Genomic DNA, 23,500 nt, shown 5'->3' on the forward strand with positions numbered 1-23,500 from the left:
CCGGAGCCCACCTCGCCGGCTCAGGATCCGGCGGTCTTCGCTGCCTCGTCCCACCGCTTGTTCAGGTCGGAGAAGTAGTCCTCGAGGCTGCCCTTCTGGGCTCCGCGGGCGATGTCGATCAGCTTCTGCCGGTAGTCGGGCTTGTTGAGCCCGATCTCGGCGGCGTTGTCGATGTCGTTGACCTTGGCCGTCTCGGTCTCCGAGCGCTCCGTGAAGGTGACATCGTTGTCAACGAAGTCCTTGAGGGTGTCCGGCATCGGGGCCGACTTGAGGGTGGGTACGGCGCCCTCCTTGGCGGAGTAGCCCGACTTCTCGGTGAACCAGTCGATCCAGGCGCGGGCCGCCTCCTTGTGCTCGGAGTGGATGTTGACGGCCTGCTGGTAGTCGGAGACGAGGGTGGCGCAGTGACCGTTGCCCTTCAGGACCGGAAGGGGCATGTAGCCGATGTCGTCCGGGTTCTTGCCGGCCTTCTCGGCGGCGTCCCGCATCTGGGTGATGGACCAGGAGCCCACCATCATGGAGCCGATCTCACCCTTGGCGAGCTTGGTCTTGGAGGCTTCCCAGTTGGTGGTGCTGGGGTCCTCCTCCGACAGCCCTCCCTTGACGATGTCGTACAGCAGGGTGTCGATGACCTGCAGTTCACCTCCCTGCTTCCACGGGGAGGCGGGGCCCGCGAGCTTGTTGGTGGCGTTCTCGTCGCAGGTGACCGAGCCGATGTTGGTGGTCCACTGAACCAGCGGCCAGCCGTCCTTGAAGTTGGTGTAGTAGGGGGTCGCGCCGGTCTTGGTCTTGATCGCCTCCAGTCCGGCGAGGAACTCCTCCGACGTGGTGGGCCAGGCGGTGACGCCCGCCTTCTTCCACAGCGCCTTGTTGTAGACGAAGCCGTTGGCCGTACCGAACTGGGCGATGCCGTAGACCTTGTCCTTGACGGCGGACTTGTCGCTGAAGCGGTACTTGTCCGCCATCTTGATGGAGGTGCCGAGCGGGGCGAAGAACGTGGGGTAGTCGTTCTTGGAGACCGAGGCCGGGATCATGAGGACGTCGCCGTAGTCCTTCGTGTTCATCCGGATCTTGACCTCGCCCTCGTAGTCGGTCAGCCCCTCGAACCTGACCTTCACCTTGGGGTAGATCTTGTTGAACTCTGCCGCGTACGCCTCCATGGCCCCGCTCTGGACCAGGTCCGTCCGCTGGGTGAGGACCGTGATGGAGCCGGTCGCCTTGCCCGGGTCGGCGGGGGCGGTGGCCGTTTCGGTCGAGGGCGCCCCGCCCCCGCCGCAACCGGTGACGGCGAGTGCCGCGACGGTCAGAAGTACGCCCGCAAGCGTCTTCGTGTTCCCCATGTGCCCAACTCCTTAGATGGCGGCTCAGGTCTGCGGTGGGATGTTGGCACGATGACAGGACGCATGTGAACCGGTAAAGCTCCTATTTCCGCGACGATGCCTAATCGTTACCATGTGTTGCGATCAAGCGTCGAATGAGGCGGATCGACGCCTCCTGCATGACGGTTTCGTTACTAGACCGGTTTATGGACAGTGATCAATCGAGGGGTTAGGTTGTGTGCCGTCATCCATCTGAGAGCGCGCGAATTCGGGCGATTGGAGCCGCACATGAAGGACGTCACCCAGCTCGACGACGGCTGGAGCCTGCGCCACGGCCAGGAGCTGCTGCCGGCCCAGGTCCCCGGTTGTGTCCACACCGACCTGCTGGCCGCCGGAGTCATTCCGGACCCCTTCCTCGACCTCAACGAGACCGACGTCGCCTGGGTCGGCCGACGTGCGTGGTCCTACGTCGCCGACGTGTCGCACGACAGCGGGCACGAGCGCACCGACCTCGTCTTCGACGGCCTGGACACCGCCGCGCGGATCACCTTCGACGGCCGCGAGGTCGGCAGCACCCGCAACATGCACCGCACCTACCGGTTCGACGTCACCGGAGCGGCCGGCGAGCTGGAAGTGCACTTCACCTCCGCCTACGAGGAGGCCGAAGCGGTCCGGGCAGTCACAGGAGACCGCCCCAACGTCTATCCCGAGCCCTTCCAGTACATCCGCAAGATGGCTTCCAGCTTCGGCTGGGACTGGGGACCGACGCTCGTCACCGCGGGCATCTGGCGACCCGTACGGCTGGAGCACTGGTCGACGGCGCGGCTCGCGTCCGTGCGCCCGCTGGTCACCGTCGACGGCGGCACGGGAAGTGTGGAGATCCGGCTCCAGGTGGAGCGTACGGCCCGCGGCGCGGCCAGGAGTCTGCTGGCGCGCGCCACGGTCGCCGGAGAGCACGCGGAGGTCCGCTTCGAGGGCGAGGAGGCCGTGCTGCGCCTGACGGTCGACGAGCCGCGGCTCTGGTGGCCGCGCGGATACGGTGACCAGCCGCTGTACGGCCTCGACGTCACCCTGTCCGACGACGACGGGCAGCTGGACGCCTGGCACCGGCGCATCGGCTTCCGCACCGTCGAACTGGACCGCACGGCCGACGCGCGGGGCTCGGGCTTCACCCTCGTCGTGAACGGCGAGCGCGTGTTCGCCAGGGGCGTCAACTGGATCCCCGACGACGTGTTCCCCTCCCGCGTGACCCCCGAGCGCTACCGCACCCGGCTGAGCCAGGCGGCCGACGCCAACGTCGACCTCGTACGCATCTGGGGCGGCGGCATCTACGAGGACGAAGCCTTCTACGACGTCTGCGACGAACTCGGCCTGATGGTCTGGCAGGACTTCCTCTTCGCCTGCGCGGCCTACCCGGAGGAGCAGCCGCTGCGAGGAGAGGTGGAGGCCGAAGCCCGGGACAACGTCGTCCGCCTCATGCCGCACCCCAGCCTGGTCCTCTGGAACGGCAACAACGAGAACCTCTGGGGCTTCCGCGACTGGGACTGGGAGCCCGGCCTCGCGGGCGACTCCTGGGGCGAGGGCTACTACCTGGGTCTGCTGCCCCGCCTGGTCGCCGAACTCGACCCCACCCGCCCCTACGCCGCGGGCAGCCCGTGGTCCGGATCGTGGGACCACCACCCCAATGACCCCGACCACGGCACGTACCACTCCTGGGAGGTCTGGAACCGCCAGGACTATGCCGAGTACCGGGCGAACGTCCCCCGCTTCGTCGCCGAGTTCGGATGGCAGGCGCCGCCCGCCATGGCCACACTCCGCCGCGCGCTCCCCGAGGAGGCGCTGGCCCCCGACTCCCCCGGCATGCTGCATCACCAGAAGGCCGAGGACGGCAACGGCAAGCTCAACCGCGGCGTCGCGCGGCACTTCGTGCTCCCTGACGACGACTTCGACCGCTGGCACTACCTGACCCAGGTCGTCCAGGCCCGAGCCGTCGCCACAGGCATCGAACACTGGCGCTCCCACTGGCCCATCTGCGCGGGCACCGTGGTCTGGCAGCTCAACGACTGCTGGCCGGTGAGCTCCTGGGCCGCGATCGACGGGGACGGCCGCCCCAAGCCGCTCCACCACGAGCTGCGCCGGGTCTACGCCGACCGGCTCCTGACACTGCAACCCGCCGAGGAGGGGCTGGTATTCGCCCTCGTCAACCAGTCCGCCACCGAGTGGCACACCACGGTGGTACTGCGCCGCACGGAAGCGGACGGCTCGGCTCTCGGCCGCAGCGTGCAGGAGGTCGTCGTCGCCGCGCGCTCCGTCCTGCGGCTCCCGGTTCCGGCCGGGGTCATGCCCGACGAACACACCACCAAGGAGTTCCTCGTCGCCGATGCGGACGGTCTGCGCGCCCTCCACTTCCCGGTACCGGACAGAGAGTTCTCCTACACGCGGCCCGACTATGACGTCTTCCTGGAACCGGTCGAGGGCGACGGCGGTAAGGTCGACGTCGTGGTGAACGCGCATACCCTTGTCAGGGACCTCCTCCTCCAGGCCGACCGGCTCGGCCCCGAAGCCCGCGCCGACCGGGGTCTCACCACCCTGCTCCCCGGCGAAGAGACCCGGATCCGCGTGTCCGGCTGCGGCAGCGTGACGCCGGACGCCGTACGGGCCGCCCTGTTCTGCGCGGACACGAAGTGAACAGCCCTGCCCGCATCACCATCAAGGACGTCGCGGCCCGGGCCGGCGTGTCCAAAGGCGCAGTCTCGCTGGCGTTCAACCGCAAGCCGGGTGTCTCCGAGGCGACGCGCGAGCGGATCTTCGAGGCAGCCCGAGACCTTGGCTGGGCACCGAACCAGACGGCGCGCAGCCTCTCCAGCCAGCGAGTCGACATCGTCGGCCTCGCCCTGTGCCGCCCGGCCCGGCTGCTCGGCCTCGAACCGTTCTACATGGACTTCATCTCCGGAATCGAGAGCATCCTGGCCGAGCGGTCGTGCTCACTGCTCCTGAGGCTGGTGCGCGACGTCGACGAGGAGATCGACCTCTACAAGACGTGGTGGCGCAGTCAGACGATCGCCGGTGGCATCCTCGTCGACTTCGAGGAAAACGATCCGCGGGTTCCGGCCCTGCAGGCCGTCGGTCTCCCGGCCGTAGCTGTCGGACACCCGTCGCTGACCGGCTCCTTTCCCGCGGTGTGGACGGACGACGCCACAGCGACGGCCGAAGCCGTGCGCTACCTGGCCGCCCTGGGGCACCGCCGGCTCGCGCGGGTGGGCGGGCCGGCCAGGTTCGGGCACAGCGCCATCAGAGCCGCAGCTTTCGCCTCGACGGTGCGCGAGCTGGGGCTCGAGGAAGGACGGCAGATCGCGACCGGATTCGACGAACGAGAAGGGGCACGCGCGACGCGTTCCCTCCTCCTTTCCGCGAACCGTCCCACAGCCATCATCTACGACAACGACATCATGGCGGTCGCCGGAGCAGGCGTCGTGGCGGAGATGGGTCTCGTCGTCCCGGACGATGTCTCCTTGCTCGCATGGGACGACTCCCAGCTGTGCAGGATCACCCACCCCACCCTGTCTGCCATGAGCCATGACGTCCACCACTTCGGTGCGGAGGTGGCCCGCACTCTCTTCTCCTTGATCGAGGGCACGCATACCGGAGCTCTCCAGGTTTCCACTCCCTCGCTCACACCGAGAGGATCCACCGCACCAGCTCCCCAGGAATGAGCCGCCCCACCCGCAGCGAAACACAGGCGCGTCCCCCGGCGCATGCGTCACGAACGCGGCGCTCGGCGCCGGGACTCTCCCGGCTCGGGGTGGTGCGCCGCTCGAAGCGCCACAGGGCGGTGGCCACTCGACACGACGGGCTCGCCGTCCGCTACGAGGCCACCGCGCTGGTCGCGGCCGTCAACGAGCGGCTTGGACCGGCACGTTCACGACAGACGCCGCCCTGCCTTCTCCTCCGGTCCTCGACCGGCCGGCCGCTCGCGCCCCCAGGCGGCCAGCGGCTGGAGTGCGTCGTTGAGGCGCTTGCCTTCCTCGGTCAGTGAGTACTCGACGCGGGGTGGCACCTCGTCGTAGGAGACACGGTGCACGACACCGTCCGCCTCCAGCTCGCGCAGGTGAGAGGCCAGCACCTTCTCCGTGATCCCCGGAAGCAGCCGACGCAGCTCGCCGAAGCGACGGCAGGGGTGTTCGTGGAGCGCCCAGAGGATCAGCACCTTCCACTTGCCGCCGATCACCTCCATCGCGGTGTCGATCCCGCAGACATGCCCGTCCGGTGTGCCCGGCCGGTTCAGCGTTGTCATCCCCCCACCCTTCCGACGTGCTCGCTCACCCCGGGGTAACCACCCACTGCCAAGTGCGTACTTGATCGCCTCCGGACTCGCGGCCAGCCTAGTCGGCATGGCACAGAACACTGTGGAGAAGACACCCGTGACGCTGCTGGGCCTCGGCGTGATGGGGACCGCGCTGGCCCGTACCTGGCTTGCCGCCGGCCACCCGCTGACGGTCTGGAACCGCACCCCGGCCCGCGCCACGCCGCTCGCCGCCGAGGGGGCGAGGGTCGCGGACACCGCCGCTGAGGCGGTCGCAGCCAACGCCCTGGTCGTCGTCTGCCTACTGGACGACACGTCGGTCGACAAGGTGCTGGCCGGCACCGACCTGACCGACAAGGACGTGGTCAACCTGACCACCAGCACCCCTGCCCAGGCGCGCGCCCGCGCCGAGTGGGCCCGCCAGCGCGGCGCACGCTACCTGGACGGCGGGATCATGGCCGTCCCTCCGATGATCGGCGTCCCGGAAGCCGGCGGCTACGTGTTCTACAGCGGATCGCCAGAGCTGTTCGAGCGGCACCAGCAGACCCTGGCCGTACCGGCCGGCACCACCTACGTCGGCGAGAACGCGGGTTTCGCGGCCCTGCACGACGTGGCCCTGCTCAGCGCCATGTACGGGATGTTCGCCGGATCCGCGCACGCCTTCGCGCTGATCCGCAACGAGGACATCGACCCCGAGGCGCTCGCCCCGTTGCTCGCCGACTGGCTCGTCGCGATGGCCCCGGCAGTTCACCAGACGGCCGAACAGCTGCGGAGCGGTGACTACACCAAGGGTGTCGTCTCCAACCTCGCCATGCAGGTGGCCGGCACACCGACTTTCCTGAGTACCGCCGAACAGCAAGGGGTCAGCCCGGAACTGCTCAGCCCCTACTTCGAGCTGATGCGCCGCCGCCTGGCCGAGGGCAGCGGCGAGGAGGACCTGACGGGCGTGATCGACCTGCTGGTCCACTGACCGGCCACGTGCCGAACGAGAAGCGACCGTGCTGGTCACAGGTCCCGACGAGCAGCTGTGACCAAGCACTTTCGCGACAGGCTCGGGGCGGCGCCACGGTGGGCATCGATGAATGGCGAAGTGATCGGCCCCTCGCGTCCAGCAGGACCGCACGCGGTTGAGGATTCCTGTCCTGCCACCGACCGGGGTGGGTCAGGGCCTGCCGGACGGGTCGGTCGGGCGAGACGCCGTGACCAGCCACGACGTGCTGCGCAGCCGGACCGTGCCGTCCGCTGCCTCGTGGGCGCGCAGGTGGTCCGTCAGCGTGCGGAGGGCATGGGCCCGTGTGGTCATGTCGGCCTGCTCCATCAGGTGGCGACCGGGGCCGGTTCCCAGCAGGAAATCCGCCGCGTCTCCGGCATCGCGCCCCCACACGCCGTACACCTGCGCCTGGTTGAGGGTGACGCCGGTGAATCCGGCTGCGGTGAGGACGACTCGGACGCGGTCGGGCGAGGCCAGGGAGAACATGCCGGGCGCCCCCGGCTGCCCGAAGTCACCGACCGGCAGAACGTCACGCAGTGATGCCATTGCCGTGACCCAGTCGTTGAGCGCGGCCTCGGCCGGGCAGACGAACGCCAGGCGCCCGCCGGGGCGCAGCGCCCGGCCTACGTTGCCGAAGGCGGCTACGGGGTCGGTGAAGAACATCACCCCGTAGCGGCTGATCGCCGCGTCGAAGGAGCCCGCTTCGAGCGGGTGGACCTGCGCGTCGCCCTGCGTGAAGGAAACGTTGCCGATGTTCTCCCGCTCGGCGCGGGCTCGGGCCTCGGCCAGCATCGGGGCTGACAGGTCGAGGCCCAGCGCGCGGCCTCCCGGTGCCCGGAGCGCAGCGAGGCGCGTGGTCTGGCCCGAGCCGCAGCCGAGGTCGAGGGTCCGGTGGTCCTCGGTGATACCGGCGGCGTCCAGGAGCGGCTCGTCGAAGCCCTCGTTCACGGCGTTCCAGCGGTCCTGGTTGCGGGCCCAGTGGGCTCCTTCGGAGCCGTTCCACGCCTGTGCCTGTTCGGTGTTGACGATGTCCGGCACGGAGGGCCTCCTACGGTGGATGACGGAGAATGGGCGTGCGCCCAAACTGTATGGGCGTGCGCCCAAACCGGCAATCCCCGCTACCATCCGAGCGGTTGTGCTCTTCGAGGGCGGCGGAGTCGGAACTGAGGGAGGAACCCATGGCACCGCGCGGAGTGGCGACCCCGGACGTACGCGAACGGCTGTTCGCCGCCGCCGAGCGCGTCGTGGAAAGAGAGGGCCCCGGCGCACTCACCAGCCGGTCCGTCACGACCGAAGCGGGCTGCGCCAAGGGGCTGCTGCACACGCACTTCGCGGGGTTCGACGAGTTCGTGGCCGAGCTCTGTCTCGACCGGTTCGCACGGACGGCGGCGAAGGCGCGGGCACTGTCGAGACTCGCCGGCCAGGGCACGGTGGCGCACAACCTCGAAGCCGTCGCCTTCGCGCTGTTCGACTCCGGCGGTCCCGCCATCTCAGGCCTGGCCATGACCCGCCCCGCCGCCGCGCTGCGTATCCGCGAGGCTCTCGAAGGCGGGGCGCCCGGCTTCACCACGATCCAGGAGGCCATCACCGGTTACCTGAAGGCCGAGCAAGGGCTGGGCCGAGTGGCGGGAACCATCGCCCCGGACACCGTGGCCCTCGCCATCGTCGGTACCGCCCACCACCTCCTGATGACCGGCAGGCCCGACACGCCGGACCCACGACCGGCCCTGGGGCGCCTGGTGGCCGCGATGGTGGACGGCTAGCCAAGGAAGGGCCACACGAGCCGCAGACTGCGGTGAGTCCGAGGGGTGGGCCGGGTGGGGGCTCCCTGTCGCCGGACCGGTCACGGCAGGTCACCGTACGACGGGCGCTTGAACCCTGCGCAGATGTTGTCAGCCAGAGGCCGTCGCTGTCAGTGGGCGGTCCAGCCTCCGTCGACCGGAAGTACGGCGCCCGTGAGGTAGGAGGCCGCCGGGCCGGCCAACAGGAGCGCCGCGCCGACCAGTTCCTCAGGGTCGGCCCAGCGCCCCATGGGGACCTGGTGATCGAGGAAGTCCCGTACCTGCGGGTCGTCATCGATGCCGTCGTTCAGTGGTGTGCGAAAGGGGCCTGGAGCCAGCGCGTTGACACAGATGCCGGTGCCGGCGAGTTCGGCACCGAGGCTGCGGGTGAGTTGGATGACCGCGCCCTTGCTGGCCGCGTAGCCTGACCGGCCTGCGGCACCGACGAGCCCGAGAGCACTGGCCAAGGTGACGATGCGGCCGTATCCGGCCCTGCGCATCACCGGCACAGCGGCCTGGCAGGCGAGGAAGGTTCCGACGACGTTGACGTCCAGGCAGCGACGCAACGTGGCAGCGTCGAGCGCCCCGAGGTCGCCTCGGGCCTGGATCCCGGCGCTGGTCACCAGCACGTCAAGACGGCCGTACTCGGTGACGATCTCCTCGACGAGGTGGTGAACCTCGTCCTCCTTGGTCACGTCGCAGGTGAGACCCGAGGCAGCACGGCCCGTCCGGGCAGCGATCTCGGCCGCCGCCTGACGGCAGGCCTCCGGCCGCCTGCCGGCCACCACCGTCGTACATCCGGCGGACGCCAGGCCGAGCGCGATGGCCCGGCCGAGCCCGGTCGAGCCCCCGGTGACCAGAGCCACCTGCCCGGACAGATCCGTCCCCGGCCCGACAGGCCCCTTCGTCATGGGCCGACCGGGAGCAGACGTCCACCCGTGAGCCGGACGAGTTCTCCAGCGGTGGTGGGGAAGACCGTGCGGGGGGTTCCGGCGGCGGCCCAGACCTGGGCGTGATCGACGAGAGCCGCATCGACCACGGTGGGAAGTGCTCGGGGGTGGCCGACCGGGGCCACTCCCCCGATCGCCTGTCCGGTGGCCTGGCGCACCTGCTCGGGAGTGGCGCGCTGGAGCTTTCCGCGTCCCCACCGGGTGGCGAGTGCGGCGGTGTTCACCTTGTGCTGACCGCTGGTCAGGACCAGGACGGCGTCATCGTCGGAGATGAACACGAGGCTGTTGGCGATCGCACCTACGTCGCACCCCAGGGCCGAGGCCGCCTCGACTGCCGTGCGCGTCGACTCCGCCAGCTCCCGGACCTGCCCCTCGACACCGGCCGCGGCGAGCGCGCGGGCCACCTGCATGCTTCGGACGGGCAGGGACGCGTTTTCCTGAGACACCATGAGACTCCTTCACGCGAGGTCGCGCCGTCATGTGTTCCATATACAGAACGTTCCGTATGTGGAACGATAGTTCTCCGGCGGCACCGGAGCAACTGGCTTCGGCGACAAGGAGGAGCTCACCATGGACCTGGCTGCCCGCGTCGGATTGCGCCTGAGGGAATTGCGCCAAGCGCAGGGGGTGTCCCTGTCCGAGCTGGCCCGCAGGTCCAAGATCGGCAAAGGGACGCTCTCCGAATTGGAGAGCGGCCGGCGCAATCCCACTCTGGAGACGCTCTACGCCCTGACGACCGCCCTCAAAGTGCCGCTCAGCACCGCGCTGGACAACCTCGCGATCCCCACCAAGATCTCCGGTCATGCCGTGGACGCCGTCCTCACCGAGCGATTCGAGGCTGCCGCGGCGGTCACGGAAACCTACCGAGTGCGCATTCGCGCCGGAACGACGCAGGAGTCCGCCGCCCACGCCCCCGGCACGACGGAGCACATCATCGTCCTCGCCGGCACCGCGCGCGTCGGCGCAGTCTCCGCTCCTGCCCGGATCGGCCCCGGTATGCACGCCAGTTGGGCCGCCGACGTGCCGCACGTGTACGAAGCGCCGTCCGGAGACGTCGAGGCTCTGCTGATCGTGCGCTACCCCCGGTGAAACCCTCATCGGGCCCCCGCCGGGGCCGACGGCGGTCGGTAGCTGCTGTCGCCGGGCGCGGCGTTCCGCCTCGGTCTGTTCGGCTACGTTCTGGTCGGCGACCCCGCAGCGGCCCGCTTCTGACGTGCAGGGGCAGCACGTCCCCCTGGTCTCGCACTCGCCGTGACCGCGCCGACCAACCAGCGGATGGCTGTCCGGGTGCCCACCGCTCGCCCCCGGCTTTCTGCCGAACCTGTCCGGGAAGGTCTGCGAAGGCACGCCGCCTCGCACCGACCGTCAGGACCGCCCCGGCCGAGCGTCCCGGCGGACCGCTACTATGCCCGCTCATGAATGACGACGTGCGCAACATCGTGCTCGGCCTCATAGCCGCCGGGATCAGTGCCACCCTCGGCTGGCTCGCCCGCACGTATCTGTGGCGGCGCAAACTCCGGCGCAAGCAGGCCTTCTTCGGGCTGCCGGACAACTCCGAGTGCCTGCTCGTCGTCAACCGCGAGGCCGGGGGTGACGGCGCGGTCCACCGCCACGACGTCTTCGCCCTGCTGGAACTCTCGGCACTCATCAAGGACTGCTCGGCACACGCCCAGATCGTCTCCCACGACACCGCGCAGCAGGGCTTCGGCGAGCGTACGGAGTTCTGCGTGGGCGGGCCCGCCTCCAACCGGCGCATGGCCGCGCACCTCCAGTCGCTGCTGCCGGGGGTGAAGATCAACCTCACCCCGGAGCCCGGCCCGGACCGTGCCGCGTTCCAGGTGGGATCGGAGCGCTACCGGCTGGAGGCGGGCACCAGCGAGTACGTCCTGCTGGCCCGGCTGACGGGCAATGAGGAGACGCGGCCGGTCTTCCTGTTGTGCGGACAGCGGGCCATCACGAATCAGGCGGCCTCGCGCTACCTGGTGCGCCACCACGAGAAGCTGCAGCGCAAGCACCGCGGCGGCTCCTTCGTGCTGCTGCTGAAGGTGGTCAACTCCCAGGCGTACGGGCCCGACGTGGTGGAACTGGTCGGCGACGTGACACGAACGGCGCAGGCCCCGTTGCCCGCCGCGCCCCGCCCCTCCCACCGGGCCGCCGGCTGAGCCGTGGCCACGGGACCGGGTGGCACCCCGGTCCCGTAGGCACAGCCCGGTCCGCTCCGGCGCACACGGCGGGTCCCCCGCGACCGCGAGGGGTGGGCCGTCGGGGCCCCCTCCCGGCCGCCGGGGTGCGCCCTCAGGGCCTCAGGTCGTCCTCGTCGGCACGGGCAGCCCACTGTGCGAAGGTCTCCGTGACGTCCGCCCGCCCCGCGAGGTAGCGCCGGGTCAAGGTCTCGACATAACCGGGGAGTTCCTCCGCGGTGGTCTTCAGTCCCCGCAGCTTCCTCCCGAAGCCGGGGCTCCCGTTCCCGGCCAGCGCGAGCCCTCCGCCGAGGTGCACCTGGAAGCCCTCGACCTGGTGGCCGCCGGGACCCGCGACCAGCTGCCCCTTGAGGCCGATGTCGGCGACCTGGGTACGGGCGCAGGCGTTCGGGCAGCCGTTCAGATTGACGGTGATCTCCGCCTTCGTCTCCGGAAGGCGCTTCTCCAGTTCATGGACCAGCTGTGCGGCGCGGCCCTTCGTCTCGACGATGGCGAGCTTGCAGTACTCGATGCCCGTGCAGGCCATCGTGGAACGGCGCCAGGAGGAGGGTTCCGCCTCCAGACCCACATCACGCAGGTCGCGCACGAGCGGCTCCGGATCTGCCACGTCGAGCACCAGCAGCTTCTGGTAGGGCGTGAGTCGTATCCGCTGGGAGCCGTGCAGCTCCGCGATGTCGGCGAGCGCCGCAAGGCACGTGCCGGACACCCTGCCCGCCAGGGGTGCCACCCCGACGTAGTGGCGCCCGTCCTTCTGGTGGTGGACGCCGATGTGGTCGAGGGGCACGGGAGGCAGGGCGGGGGCGGGGCCCTCGCGCAGGGGCCGGCCCAGGAACTCCTCCTCCAGGACCTGCCGGAACCGCTCCACGCCCCAGTCGGCGACGAGGAACTTCAGCCGGGCCCGATTGCGCAGCCGCCGGTATCCGTGCTCGCGGAACAGCCGGACGACGGCGAGCCAGACCTCCGGCACCTCGTCCAGCGGGACCCAGACGCCCAGCCGCTCGGCCAGCCGTGGCGCGGTGGACAGGCCGCCCCCCACCCGGACGTCGAAGCCCGGACCGTGCACGGGGTGCACGGCTCCCAGGAAGGCGAGGTCGTTGGTCTCGTAGGGCCCGTCCGGCAGCCAGCCCACGGTCGTCTTGAACTTCCGCGGAAGATTGGAGAGTTCGGGATCGCCCACGAACCGGTCGACGATCTCCCTGACTGCGGGGGTGGCGTCCACGACCTCGTCCTGGGACACCCCGGCGACGGGACTGCCCACGATCACCCGCGGGCAGTCCCCGCAGGCCTCGGTCGTGGACAGCCCGACCGCCTCCAGCCTGCGCCAGATCTCGGGGACGTCCTCGATCCGCACCCAGTGCAGCTGGATGTTCTGCCGGTCGGTGATGTCGGCCGTGTCGCGGCCGTACCTCGTCGAGAGGTCCGCGATCGTGCGCAGCTGCGTGAGGTCGAGCTGCCCCCCGTCGACCCGGACACGGAGCATGAAGTACTCGTCGTCGAGTTCCTCGGGCGCCAGCACCGCCGTACGCCCGCCGTCGATCCCCTGCCGCCGCTGGGTGTAGAGCCCCCACCACCGCAACCGTCCCCTGAGGTCGTCGGGCGGTATCGAGGCGAACCCCTGCCGGGCGTAGATCTCCTCCACGCGCCGGCGGATGAGCAACGGGTCCTCCGCCTTCTTGAACCGCTCGTTGGGGTTGAGCGGGTCACGGTGGCCGAGGGCCCATTGCCCGTGATGGCGCGCCCCGGCCTGCTGCGGCCGGCCTGCGGATGGCGTGGTCATGCGGTTCCCTCCCTGAGGGGTACGGGTGGTGCCTGCCGTTGCTGCTACGCCATGGGGCCCGTGACCGGGGTGATCATCCCGTCGGGCAGCCAGTTCGTCCCGGCGGCTCCGTGGTGCCCCGTCCCCCCGGCTCCCGAGCCCGGGAGGTAGGCCACCGCCGCCGCGTAGAGCTGTGCCGGGGCCTGCCGGACGCCGCCCAGCGCCCGTTGCCACTCCTCGTAGCCGACGGCGGTGGGCTGCTCCCCGGGATAGCGCCGGGCCAGGGCCGTCACGTACCGCATGGGCATCGGGTCCCGTGGGGAGTACCGCAGGGCGATGAGCTGCCCGGCCGCCGGTTTCAGGGCCGGTGCGGTCAGCAGCCAGGGCGCCAGGTACGTGCCGCGTGCCTCGATCGTCTCGCCCGTGACCCCGCTGATCGTCCTGTCCGCCCCGGACCAGCCCGAGACGATCACCAGGGGGTGGCGCCCCTCCTCAGGTCCGACCACCCGCAGGCCCGCCCGGGCGGCCTCGGACCGCACCACCTCGCCTGCGCCGGCACCCCGCGGGGAGGCGTCCTCGGCAAGCGCGAGGGTCTTCTCGCCCCGCTCCCTCAGATGGCGGACGGTCGCGCCGAGGGCCGACGCGTCCTGCGCGGAGAGGCGGTCGGCCGGGCAGGTGACGGGCCGTTCCGGCTCCGCGGACGCCGCCGCGGCTCCGACCACGGCGCTGGCGCACTCCGGGCCGTCCGGACCGGCCAGCGTGGGGCGGGACTCCTCCTCACCGCGGCCGGTGTCCAGTTCTACCTCTCCGACCACGCCGCCGGTCTCGACCCAGAGGCTGCTCCGGCCGGGGGCGAGGTCCACGGTCACCCACGTGCGTGTGCTGCCCGGCCACCGCCGGCCGGCGACGAGGTGGTCGCGATCGGTGCCCGCGGAGGCTTTCGGTGTCGTCACGGAGACCAGGTTGGTGCCCGGACGGTTGGGCACGACCGTGACGGTCACGGCCTCCGCGCCGGCCTGGAAGACCGCCTGCACCGGGCTGCCCGCGGCGGGTGCCGCCTCGGAATCCGGTGTCCGCGCGGGTGCGAGGCTCACCAGGACGGCGACCGCGAGCACCAGGCAGAAGTAGCCGGCGCTGACCGCGCGGCGGCGCATCCTGCCGCTGCGGATCATGAGCAGGCCGCCGCCGAGGCCGAGGGCGAGGACGAGGGCGGTGGGGAGCAGGTCACCGCCCGGTACGAGGGACTGCCCGAGGTGACCGAGGGGTGCTCCGGCCGCGGTCACCTCGTGCAGGGGGGTGGTGTCTCTCACCGCAGGGCACGATCGCTGACCACGAACAGCACCCCGTGCGGTCTGCTGTTGCCGGTGGCGCCGTGGGGCCAGGACTGCCGGTCGAAGCTCACGCAGGGCTTCTTGGTCACCTCGTCGCGGAAGGACCGGTCGGGTGAGATCTTGCCCTTCGCGTCCAGGTCGAACATGCAGACCCGGTGGTCACCACCGCCGCCGAAGGTGCCGGCGATGAAGTAGTTGGACGTGGCGATCCGCCTGATCCGGTCGGTCTCGCGGTACTTCCCCTTCCCGTCGCGGGCGAAGTTGTCCATCGCGCCCCAGTGCGGACCGCCGTCGGTGACATCGCGGATCGGCATGACGTCGACCAGCTCGGGGCAGTCGCGTTCGTCGCCGCCCTCGGAGACCTCGTGGAGCTGGTCCACCGAGCACCGGGCCGAGTTGCCGGAACGCAGCAGCTTCTGGATGTCCAGGACGTAGAGCATGCCGGTCGTCTTGTCGAGCGGCTTCCCGTAGGGGGTCGACTGGCCCATCACGGTGTGGAAGAGGTAGCGGTCGTCCGGACTCACCGCGAGCCAGCTGGAGTTGTCGCCGCCTCCGGTGACGGTCTCGTCCTCCTGGAAGGACCGGTAGGCGGTGGTGTCGTCGAACACCTCCTTCCACTCGGGCTTCCCGGCCGCGATGTCCGGGGTGTAGAAGACGGCGCCGCCGGCCATGGAGGAGACGAACGCCCCCCGGTGCCCGGGCTTGTTCGGCAGTGCCGTCTCCATGACGACGCGGGACTCGGCGAAGGTCGCCGAGGCCTCCAGCGGGGCGCGGGGCCCGTCGGGCACCTTGGTGACCGAGAGCAGTTCCGGCCGGGAGCGGTCACTGATGTCGAAGACGCGCACGGTCTGGCGTGCCACGGTCGGGCCCGACGCCGCTGCCGACTTCGCCGTGGCGCCGGGCGCCGCGACGCTTCTCGCCTCCGCAAAGTCGCTCGCCACCATGAGGTCGAGGTCCTCTCGGACGGCTATGCCGTGCGGGTTGGCGCAGGTGGCCTTCTCCAGGGAGGGCACGTTGGCGCACCGGTTGGGGTCCTCCCCCTCCTCGGTGGCGGCGGGAATCTCGGCCAGGGTGCGGCCGTCCTCGCCGATGTGCACGATCTCGCCCGGTGACCCGCCGGCGCCGTTGCCCTCCCTGACCTCACCGTTGGTGTACGTACAGTTCCCGGTGACGTTCGGGCCGCCCATGTAGGTGCCGTAGGCGGTGCCGTCCTTAAGCACCTGGTAGGCGTCCGGCAGCGTCCCGCACGGGGTGTCCGTGGGCGTGTTGACGCCGACCAGCTTCAGCTCCGGGAGGGCTCGGGTGTCGAAGACGAACGTCGTGTCGGAGTAGATACCGCCCGCGTAGAGGCGGTCGCCCTTGTGCCAGACGTACTGCATGTGGTGCGGCTCGTTGCCTGTGCCCGGCCCCGTGGTGACCGTGTTGGCCACCTTGCCGTACGAACGTGAGCCGGGGGTCGCGTCGATGACGGTGAGGAAGTCGGGCGCCGAGGGGTCCTCGGAGCCGGCCCAGGCGAGCAGCCATTCGCGGCCGGGGCCCGAGGCGGCGCGGACCAGGTGGTTGGTGGCGGTGTAGGTGACGCCGTCCCGTGCCTCGAACCGGGATGTCGAGGTGACGGGAGTGTCCGCCGCCTGGCCGGACCCGGACAGAAGTCCGGTGGCCATCCCCAGCGCCATGAGTCCCACCACGGCACGCCGCGCCGCTGTATTACTTCGGAGTCTGCCCGTCGGCATCTCTGCTTGCACCCCTTTCGAATTTCTGCGACCCGGCTCCGGAACGGTCCGAATTCGCCGTCAAATCTTTTGCGAAATGTTTCCGGTGAACTGTCGCAGGGCCCGCTGACGGACGTCTGATGTACGGCTGGCTCCGCACTGACGCAGGAGAGGGCCGGGATACCGGACGGGAGAGCCGCCTGCCGATCGCGATCAGCCCGAGGTCAGCGTCGCGTATACCGGCCTCGTTAATCTGCTCGCGCTGCACAGGGTGGGACGGGGACGAGACTCCGACACCAGCCGCTGGACTTCCCTGATCGCCTGGCGGACCCCTGCCGTCGGCAGCCAGTTGGAGGGTCCGTGAGCGAGCGCGTAGCACCGTTCCACTGCCCATATTGCGGAGACGAGGATCTGCGGCCGTCGAACGACGCCGGCGGAGCTTGGGAATGCATGGCGTGCCTGCGCGCATTCAAGCTCTCTTTCCTCGGACTCCTCACCCGGGGATTCACCAAGGAAGCCAATGATGCGCATATCTGAGCAGTGGGCCCTCGATGCGGGCCGCAGACTCGAGAACTCCTCGGCGACCGAGGTGCTGCGGTGGGCCGCCGACTCCTTCGGGAAACGCTTCTGCGTCACCTCGTCCATGGAGGACGCGGTGGTGGCTCATCTCGCCTCCCGGGTCATGCCCGGTGTGGACGTGGTGTTCCTCGACACCGGCTACCACTTCGAGGAGACCATCGGCACCCGGGACGCGGTGGACGCCGTGATGGACGTCAACGTCGTCACGGTGACCCCGCGCCGGTCGGTGGCCGAGCAGGACGCCGAGTACGGCCCGCGCCTGCACGACCGCGACCCCGACCTGTGCTGCGCGCTGCGCAAGGTCGAGCCGCTCCAGGACGCGCTGGCTCCGTACGACGCGTGGGTGACGGGTCTGCGCCGTGAGGACTCGCCGGGCCGGGCGACGACTCCGGTCGTGGGCTGGGACCGGGGCCGGCAGAAGGTGAAGATCTCGCCCGTCGCGCGGTGGACACGGGCCGACGTGGACGCCTACATCGCCGAGCACGGTGTGCTGACCAATCCGCTGCTGGCGGACGGTTACGCCTCCGTGGGCTGCGCGCCCTGCACCCGGCGGGTACGGGAGGGCGAGGACGCCAGGGCCGGGCGCTGGGCCGGGCGCGGCAAGACCGAATGCGGGTTACACGGATGACGCCGACGCCGACGGTCCTCGTACGGAGCCATCTGGACTCGCTGGAGTCGGAGGCGGTGCACATCTTCCGTGAGGTGGCGGGGGAGTTCGAGCGGCCGGTGATCCTCTTCTCCGGCGGCAAGGACTCGATCCTGATGCTGCACCTCGCGCTGAAGGCCTTCGCTCCCGCCCCGATCCCCTTCACCCTCCTGCACGTCGACACCGGGCACAACTTCCCCGAGGTCCTCGACTACCGCGACCGCACCGTCGAGAAGCACGGTCTGCGCCTCCATGTCGCCTCCGTCCAGGACTACATCGACGCCGGCACCCTCCGCGAGCGCCCCGACGGCACCCGCAACCCCCTCCAGACCGTCCCGCTCACCGAGGCCATCCAGCAGCACCGCTTCGACGCCGTCTTCGGCGGCGGACGCCGCGACGAGGAAAAAGCCCGCGCCAAGGAACGCGTCTTCTCCCTCCGCGACGAATTCTCCCAGTGGGACCCCCGCCGCCAGCGCCCCGAACTCTGGCAGCTCTACAACGGCCGCCACGCCCCCGGCGAACACGTCCGCGTCTTCCCCCTCTCCAACTGGACCGAACTCGACGTCTGGCAGTACATCGAGCGCGAAGGCATCGAACTCCCCCAGATCTACTTCGCCCACCAGCGCGAAGTCTTCAACCGCAACGGCATGTGGCTCACCGCCGGCGACTGGGGCGGCCCCAAGGACCACGAAAAGGTCGAGACCCGCCAGGTCCGCTACCGCACCGTCGGCGACATGTCCTGCACCGGCGCCGTCGACTCCGACGCCACCACCCTGGACGCCGTCATCACCGAGATCGCCGCCTCCCGCCTCACCGAACGAGGCGCGACCCGCGCCGACGACAAGATGTCCGAGGCCGCGATGGAAGACCGCAAGCGCGAGGGGTACTTCTAACCATGACCACCACTACCGAGCAGCTCTCGGCCACCACACTCCTGCGCTTCGCCACCGCCGGATCCGTCGACGACGGCAAATCCACCCTCGTCGGACGCCTCCTGCACGACTCAAAATCAGTCCTCACCGACCAGCTCGAAGCCGTGGCACTGGCCTCCACCAACCGCGGCCAGGAAACACCCGACCTGGCCCTCCTGACCGACGGGCTGCGCGCCGAGCGCGAGCAGGGCATCACCATCGACGTGGCCTACCGCTACTTCGCCACCCCCCGGCGCCGGTTCATCCTCGCCGACACCCCCGGCCACGTGCAGTACACCCGCAACATGGTCACCGGCGCCTCCACCGCCGAACTCGCCGTCGTACTCGTCGACGCCCGCAACGGCGTCGTCGAGCAGACCCGCCGCCACGCCGCGGTCGCCGCCCTGCTGCGCGTCCCTCACGTCGTCCTCGCCGTGAACAAGATGGACCTCGTGGACTACGCGGAGCCCGTCTTCGCCGCGATCGCCGAGGAGTTCACCGCCTACGCCGCCTCCCTCGGCGTCCCGGAGATCACCGCGATCCCGATCTCCGCGCTCGCCGGCGACAACGTCGTGGAACCCTCCGCCCACATGGACTGGTACGGCGGCCCCACCGTCCTGGAGCACCTGGAGACGGTGCCGGTCAGCCACGACCTCACCGCCTGCCACGCCCGCTTCCCGGTGCAGTACGTGATCCGTCCGCAGACCGCCGAGCACCCCGACTACCGGGGATACGCCGGCCAGATCGCCGCCGGAGTCTTCCGCGTCGGCGAAAGCGTCTCCGTGCTGCCCTCCGGACGCACCACCACGATCGAGGGGATCGACGCGCTCGGCGAGAGCGTCGACATCGCCTGGGCACCGCAGTCGGTGACGATCCGCCTGGCCGACGACATCGACGTCTCGCGCGGCGACCTGATCGCGCCGGCCTCGGACACGCCGGCCACCACGCAGGACGTCGAGGCGACCGTCTGCCACGTCGCCGACCAGCCCCTCACCGTCGGCCAACGCGTACTCCTCAAGCACACCACCCGCACCGTCAAAGCCGTCGTCAAGGACATCCCCTCACGCCTCACCCTGGACGACCTCTCGCAGCACCCCGCCCCCGGCAAGCTCGTGGCCAACGACATCGGCCGCGTCGTCGTCCACGCATCCGAGGAGCTGGCCCTGGACCCCTACCACCTGTCCCGCGCCACCGGTTCGTTCCTGCTGATCGACCCTGCCGACGGCACGACCCTGACCGCCGGCATGGCCGGGGAGGCCTTCACCGTCCAGGCCCTCGGACGGGCGCGGCCGTGCTGACCGCGACGGGTGGACCCACGCGGTCACGCACCCGGCTCTCCCGGCTCGCTCTCGCCACGGTCCTCCCCCTCCTGCTCTCGGCCGCCTGCGGCTACGGCTCCGAGCGGCCCTCGGACGCCGTGCCGGCCGCCCTGCCCGGCGACCCGCTCTCGGTGGACGAGGTCCGCATCGGCTACTTCCCGAACCTGTCCCACGCCACCGCCCTGGTCGGAGTGGAGGAAGGGCTGATCCAGCGCGAGCTGGGCGGTACCCGGCTGCGTACGTCGACCTTCACCGCGGGCCCGTCCGAGATCGAGGCGCTCAACGCCGGCTCGGTGGACATCGCCTGGATCGGCCCGTCCCCCACGGTCAACGGCTATGTGAGGACGGGCGGCAACGCGCTCAGGATCATCGCCGGGTCCGCCTCGGGCGGAGTGAAACTCGTGGTGGACCCGGAGAAGATCAAGACCCTGGACGACCTCGAGGGCAAGAGGATCGCCACCCCGCAGCTCGGCAACACCCAGGACGTGGCGTTCCTCAACTGGGTCTCCGAGAAGGGCTGGAAGGTCGACGCCCAGAGCGGCAAGGGCGACGTCTCCGTCGTGCGCACGGGGACGAAGGTGGCGCCCGACGCCTACCGGACCGGCGCCGTGGACGGTGCCTGGATGCCCGAGCCCACCGCCTCGTACCTCGTCGCCGAGGGTGCCTCGGTGCTGCTCGACGAGTCGGACCTGTGGCCCGGAGGTTCCTTCGTCACCACACATGTGATCGTGTCCCGCACGTTCCTCGGCGAGCACCCCGACGTGGTCGAGGCGGTCCTGCGCGGTTCGGTGCGGACCAACGCCTGGATCGCGGCCGACGGCGACCGCGCCAAGGCCTCCGCCAACGCCGCCCTGAAGAGACTCACGGGCCGGGCGCTGCCGCCCGAGGTCCTCGATCCCGCCTGGGCGTCCATCGAGGTCACGAACGACCCCATGCCGGCCACACTCCGCACCCAGGCGGACCACGCGGTGAGAGCGGGGCTCCTGGAGGAGGCCGACCTCACCGGCATCTACGACCTCGGCCCGCTCCACCGCGTTCTGCGGCAGGACGGCAGGCCGCCGCTGCCCGCGGACGAGCAGCCCCTACCCACCGACACCCGGCAGACGACCCCCCGGAGGTGACCGGATGATCCCGGCCCCGACCGCCGAGCGACTCGGCCCCCCTCCCGCCGGCTCCGGCACGCCCGCAGTCAGGCTGTCCGGCGTCCACAAGTCCTTCGGTACGGACGGCAGCGCCGCCCCCGTGCTGCAGGACATCAACCTGGACGTAGGGGCGGGGGAATTCCTCTGCCTGCTCGGCGCGTCGGGCTGCGGCAAGTCGACCCTGCTCAACCTGATCGCCGGACTCGACCTGCCCACCGCAGGACGCATCGACCTGCCGCTCCGGCGCAGACCCTCCCTGATGTTCCAGGAACACGCGCTGTTCCCGTGGCTCACGGCGGGGAAGAACATCGAACTCACCCTGCGGCTGCGCGGCGTGAAGCGGGCGGAGCGCCGTGCGGAGGCCGAGCGGCTGCTCGAACTCGTACGCCTCGGCGGGGCGCATCGCAAACGGGTGCACGAGCTGTCCGGCGGGATGCGGCAGCGGGTGGCGCTCGCCCGGGCCCTCGCCCAGGACTCCGACGTCCTGCTGATGGACGAGCCGTTCGCGGCTCTCGACGCCATCACCCGTGACGTGCTGCACGACGAACTCACCCGGGTCTGGTCGGAGACAGGGGTCTGCGTCCTCTTCGTCACGCACAACGTGCGCGAGGCTGTACGGCTCGCGCAGCGCGTCGTCCTCCTGTCGTCGCGGCCCGGCCGCATCGCACGCGAGTGGACGATCGGCATACCGCAGCCGCGCCGCATCGAGGACAAGGACGTCGCCGAGCTGTCCGTCGAGATCACCGAGAGCCTGCGAGGGGAGATCCGCCGCCATGCCCGGCGTTGAGGCCCGACACGGCGCAGCCGCCCACCGGCGGGCGGTGCCCGGTTCTCCGGAGGACCTGGCGGACGTGGAGGCGGGGCTCGACTCCCTCGACTCCGTGCCGGTGCGCCGCACCCCCCTGTGGAGCCGGCTGCGCCGCAAGGTGCTGCCGCCCCTGTTCGCCACCGTGCTGGCGCTGGCCTCCTGGCAGCTGGCCGTCAGCACCGGGGTGGCCCCGCCCGACAAGCTCCCGAGCCCCGCGTCGGTCGCCGACAGCTTCCGGTACCTGTGGCTCCAGGGTTCGCTGTTCGAGATCATCTGGACGAGTGTGCGGCGGGGCCTGCTGGGCTTTCTCGTCGCCGTGGCGATCGGCACACCGCTGGGGCTGATCGTGGCCCGGGTCGCCCTGATCCGCGCGGCGCTGGGGCCGGTGCTGTCGGGACTGCAGTCCCTGCCGTCGGTCGCCTGGGTCCCGGCGGCGGTGCTGTGGCTGGGGCTCACCAGTTCGGCGATGTACGCGGTCATCCTGCTGGGGGCGGTGCCGTCCATCGCGAACGGCCTGACCGCCGGCATCCGACACGTACCGCCGCTCCACCTCAAGGTCGGCAGGAGCATCGGCGCGACGGGGTGGCGCAGTGCCTGGCACGTCCTGATGCCGGCCGCCCTGCCGAGTTACCTCTCGGGGCTCAAACAGGGCTGGGCCTTCTCCTGGCGCTCGCTGATGGCCGCCGAACTGATCGCCTCCTCGCCCGACCTGGGGGTCGGTCTGGGCCGGTACCTGGAGAACGCGCGGGAGAGCATCGACCTGCCGGGCGTCTTCCTCGGGATCGCCCTCATCCTGCTGGTCGGCGTCGCCGTCGACCTGCTCGTCTTCTGCCCGCTGGAGCGCCGGGTGCTGCGCAGCCGCGGGCTGCTCACCGAAGGGTGACCGCGATGAGGGATCCCGTCGGCCTCGTCGTCGCCCACGGCAGCCGGGACCCCCGGCACGCCGCGACCGTGCACGCGCTCACCACCCTGGCCCGGACGCTCCGGCCCGGCCTGAGGATCGAGACGGCCTTCCTGGCCCTGGGCACCCCGTCGGTACCCCGCGTCCTTGAACGGCTGGCGTCCGAAGGGGTACGCGAGGTCGTCGTCGTCCCCCTCCTGCTGACGCGGGCCTTCCATTCCGAGTCCGACCTGCCGGCCGCACTGCGCCGGGCTCCCCCTGCGCTGCGCGTCGTCCAGGCGGACGTCCTCGGCCCCTCCCCCCTCCTCCTGACCGCCCTGCAACGACGCCTGGAGGAGGCGGGGCTGGGCCCCGGCGGTCCGCCCTCGACGGGGCTGGTGCTCGCTTCGGCGGGTTCCACGGCTCCGGAGGCGTCGGCGGTGATCGCCGACGTCACGCGGGAGCTGCGGCAGACCGGCTGGTGTGCCGTGCGGCCCGCGTTCGCCTCCGGCCCGCTGCCCCGCACCGCCGACGTGGTGCGGGCCCTGCGCGCCGACGGCGTCCACCGGGTGGCCGTCGCTCCGTACATGATCGCCCCCGGCCGCCTGGCCGACCGCGTCCTCCTCGGCGCGCGGGAGGCGGGAGCCGAGGTCGTGGCCCCGGTTCTCGGCGCCGCGCCGGAGCTGGCCCGGCTCCTGGTCGACCGGTGGGAGGCGGGGGCCACGGGCCACGCGGAAGCCGGCCGGCCGACAGAGGCCGACGGCCGCGGAGAAGCCGCGCGCACGCCGGCCGGGGCGCCGATCAGCCCGTCGTCAGGCGGGCGTCACCCGGGCGTGTTCGCATGACGGGCGCCCGCCGCACCGGACCGGCC

Annotated in this window: 21 protein-coding genes; 13 read left to right on the forward strand and 8 right to left on the reverse strand. The window is 70.8% G+C overall.

The annotated features are described in order from the left end of the window. Positions 1-20 precede the first annotated feature (20 nt). The gene (locus ACFY8O_RS24910; RefSeq protein ID WP_387905865.1) at positions 21-1,340 is read right to left on the reverse strand and encodes an ABC transporter substrate-binding protein; all 1,320 of its coding nucleotides are present in this window, start codon (positions 1,338-1,340) and stop codon (positions 21-23) included. Between the two features lie 267 nt (positions 1,341-1,607). Here ACFY8O_RS24910 and ACFY8O_RS24915 point away from each other — a divergent pair, with 267 nt between their 5' ends. Together ACFY8O_RS24915 and ACFY8O_RS24920 are read left to right on the forward strand one after the other, a co-directional pair. After that, on the forward strand, positions 1,608-4,007 hold the full coding sequence (locus ACFY8O_RS24915) for a glycoside hydrolase family 2 protein (protein ID WP_387905867.1): 2,400 nt from the start codon (positions 1,608-1,610) through the stop codon (positions 4,005-4,007). Continuing rightward, on the forward strand, positions 4,004-5,032 hold the full coding sequence (locus ACFY8O_RS24920; protein WP_387905870.1) for a LacI family DNA-binding transcriptional regulator: 1,029 nt from the start codon (positions 4,004-4,006) through the stop codon (positions 5,030-5,032). The genes ACFY8O_RS24915 and ACFY8O_RS24920 overlap by 4 nt, the downstream gene beginning before the upstream one ends. Positions 5,033-5,238: 206 nt before the next feature. On the opposite strand, the gene ACFY8O_RS24925 is transcribed toward ACFY8O_RS24920, so the two are convergent. Next, the gene (locus ACFY8O_RS24925) at positions 5,239-5,613 is read right to left on the reverse strand and encodes a winged helix-turn-helix transcriptional regulator (RefSeq protein WP_387905874.1); all 375 of its coding nucleotides are present in this window, start codon (positions 5,611-5,613) and stop codon (positions 5,239-5,241) included. Between the two features lie 97 nt (positions 5,614-5,710). On the opposite strand from ACFY8O_RS24925, the gene ACFY8O_RS24930 reads away from it, so the two are divergent. Further along, positions 5,711-6,592, forward strand: a complete 882-nt coding sequence (locus ACFY8O_RS24930; protein WP_387905877.1) for an NAD(P)-dependent oxidoreductase — start codon at positions 5,711-5,713, stop codon at positions 6,590-6,592. Between the two features lie 192 nt (positions 6,593-6,784). Here the strand turns inward: ACFY8O_RS24930 and ACFY8O_RS24935 are convergent, their stop codons facing one another. Next, a complete protein-coding gene (locus ACFY8O_RS24935) occupies positions 6,785-7,651 on the reverse strand; it encodes a class I SAM-dependent methyltransferase (protein WP_387905880.1) in 867 nt (288 codons plus the stop codon). Between the two features lie 140 nt (positions 7,652-7,791). Between ACFY8O_RS24935 and ACFY8O_RS24940 the strand changes: the two genes are divergently transcribed. Continuing rightward, positions 7,792-8,376, forward strand: coding sequence for a TetR family transcriptional regulator (locus ACFY8O_RS24940; protein WP_387905883.1), 585 nt, complete (start codon positions 7,792-7,794; stop codon positions 8,374-8,376). A gap of 149 nt (positions 8,377-8,525) precedes the next feature. On the opposite strand, the gene ACFY8O_RS24945 is transcribed toward ACFY8O_RS24940, so the two are convergent. Both ACFY8O_RS24945 and ACFY8O_RS24950 read right to left on the reverse strand, forming a co-directional pair. Then, positions 8,526-9,305, reverse strand: coding sequence for an SDR family NAD(P)-dependent oxidoreductase (locus tag ACFY8O_RS24945; protein WP_387905886.1), 780 nt, complete (start codon positions 9,303-9,305; stop codon positions 8,526-8,528). Next, on the reverse strand, positions 9,302-9,793 hold the full coding sequence (locus ACFY8O_RS24950; RefSeq protein WP_387905888.1) for a YbaK/EbsC family protein: 492 nt from the start codon (positions 9,791-9,793) through the stop codon (positions 9,302-9,304). The genes ACFY8O_RS24945 and ACFY8O_RS24950 overlap by 4 nt, the downstream gene beginning before the upstream one ends. 121 nt (positions 9,794-9,914) lie before the next feature. Between ACFY8O_RS24950 and ACFY8O_RS24955 the strand changes: the two genes are divergently transcribed. Then, on the forward strand, positions 9,915-10,433 hold the full coding sequence (locus tag ACFY8O_RS24955) for a helix-turn-helix domain-containing protein (protein ID WP_387905891.1): 519 nt from the start codon (positions 9,915-9,917) through the stop codon (positions 10,431-10,433). Between the two features lie 326 nt (positions 10,434-10,759). Continuing rightward, positions 10,760-11,506 (forward strand): hypothetical protein, encoded by a 747-nt coding sequence (locus ACFY8O_RS24960; RefSeq protein WP_387905893.1) that lies wholly within the window; start codon positions 10,760-10,762, stop codon positions 11,504-11,506. A 133-nt stretch (positions 11,507-11,639) separates the two neighbouring features. Here the strand turns inward: ACFY8O_RS24960 and ACFY8O_RS24965 are convergent, their stop codons facing one another. The 3 genes from ACFY8O_RS24965 to ACFY8O_RS24975 are packed head-to-tail and all read right to left on the reverse strand — an operon-like array spanning position 11,640 to position 16,296. Then, on the reverse strand, positions 11,640-13,322 hold the full coding sequence (locus tag ACFY8O_RS24965) for a nitrite/sulfite reductase (RefSeq protein WP_387905896.1): 1,683 nt from the start codon (positions 13,320-13,322) through the stop codon (positions 11,640-11,642). Between the two features lie 44 nt (positions 13,323-13,366). Beyond that, a complete protein-coding gene (locus ACFY8O_RS24970; protein ID WP_387905899.1) occupies positions 13,367-14,611 on the reverse strand; it encodes a hypothetical protein in 1,245 nt (414 codons plus the stop codon). Then, positions 14,608-16,296 carry a hypothetical protein gene (locus ACFY8O_RS24975; protein ID WP_387905901.1) on the reverse strand — a complete coding sequence of 563 codons (1,689 nt, stop codon included), beginning with the start codon at positions 16,294-16,296 and terminating at the stop codon, positions 14,608-14,610. The genes ACFY8O_RS24970 and ACFY8O_RS24975 overlap by 4 nt, the downstream gene beginning before the upstream one ends. 568 nt (positions 16,297-16,864) lie before the next feature. On the opposite strand from ACFY8O_RS24975, the gene ACFY8O_RS24980 reads away from it, so the two are divergent. From ACFY8O_RS24980 to ACFY8O_RS25010, 7 genes are read left to right on the forward strand one after another with little or no spacing between them, the layout of a single operon-like run. Then, positions 16,865-17,551, forward strand: coding sequence for a phosphoadenylyl-sulfate reductase (locus tag ACFY8O_RS24980; RefSeq protein WP_387905902.1), 687 nt, complete (start codon positions 16,865-16,867; stop codon positions 17,549-17,551). Continuing rightward, positions 17,548-18,462, forward strand: coding sequence for a sulfate adenylyltransferase subunit CysD (cysD, locus tag ACFY8O_RS24985; RefSeq protein WP_387905904.1), 915 nt, complete (start codon positions 17,548-17,550; stop codon positions 18,460-18,462). The genes ACFY8O_RS24980 and cysD overlap by 4 nt, the downstream gene beginning before the upstream one ends. A gap of 2 nt (positions 18,463-18,464) precedes the next feature. Then, on the forward strand, positions 18,465-19,778 hold the full coding sequence (locus ACFY8O_RS24990; protein ID WP_387905907.1) for a sulfate adenylyltransferase subunit 1: 1,314 nt from the start codon (positions 18,465-18,467) through the stop codon (positions 19,776-19,778). Then, on the forward strand, positions 19,772-20,920 hold the full coding sequence (locus ACFY8O_RS24995) for an aliphatic sulfonate ABC transporter substrate-binding protein (RefSeq protein WP_387905909.1): 1,149 nt from the start codon (positions 19,772-19,774) through the stop codon (positions 20,918-20,920). The genes ACFY8O_RS24990 and ACFY8O_RS24995 overlap by 7 nt, the downstream gene beginning before the upstream one ends. Positions 20,921-20,924: 4 nt before the next feature. Then, positions 20,925-21,728 carry an ABC transporter ATP-binding protein gene (locus ACFY8O_RS25000; RefSeq protein WP_387905912.1) on the forward strand — a complete coding sequence of 268 codons (804 nt, stop codon included), beginning with the start codon at positions 20,925-20,927 and terminating at the stop codon, positions 21,726-21,728. After that, positions 21,715-22,632 (forward strand): ABC transporter permease, encoded by a 918-nt coding sequence (locus tag ACFY8O_RS25005; protein ID WP_387905915.1) that lies wholly within the window; start codon positions 21,715-21,717, stop codon positions 22,630-22,632. The genes ACFY8O_RS25000 and ACFY8O_RS25005 overlap by 14 nt, the downstream gene beginning before the upstream one ends. Positions 22,633-22,637: 5 nt before the next feature. Continuing rightward, positions 22,638-23,474, forward strand: coding sequence for a sirohydrochlorin chelatase (locus ACFY8O_RS25010; RefSeq protein ID WP_387905918.1), 837 nt, complete (start codon positions 22,638-22,640; stop codon positions 23,472-23,474). Positions 23,475-23,500 lie beyond the last annotated feature (26 nt).

Origin of the sequence: Streptomyces argenteolus (genome assembly GCF_042902585.1) — a bacterium.
Classification (GTDB): domain Bacteria; phylum Actinomycetota; class Actinomycetes; order Streptomycetales; family Streptomycetaceae; genus Streptomyces; species Streptomyces argenteolus.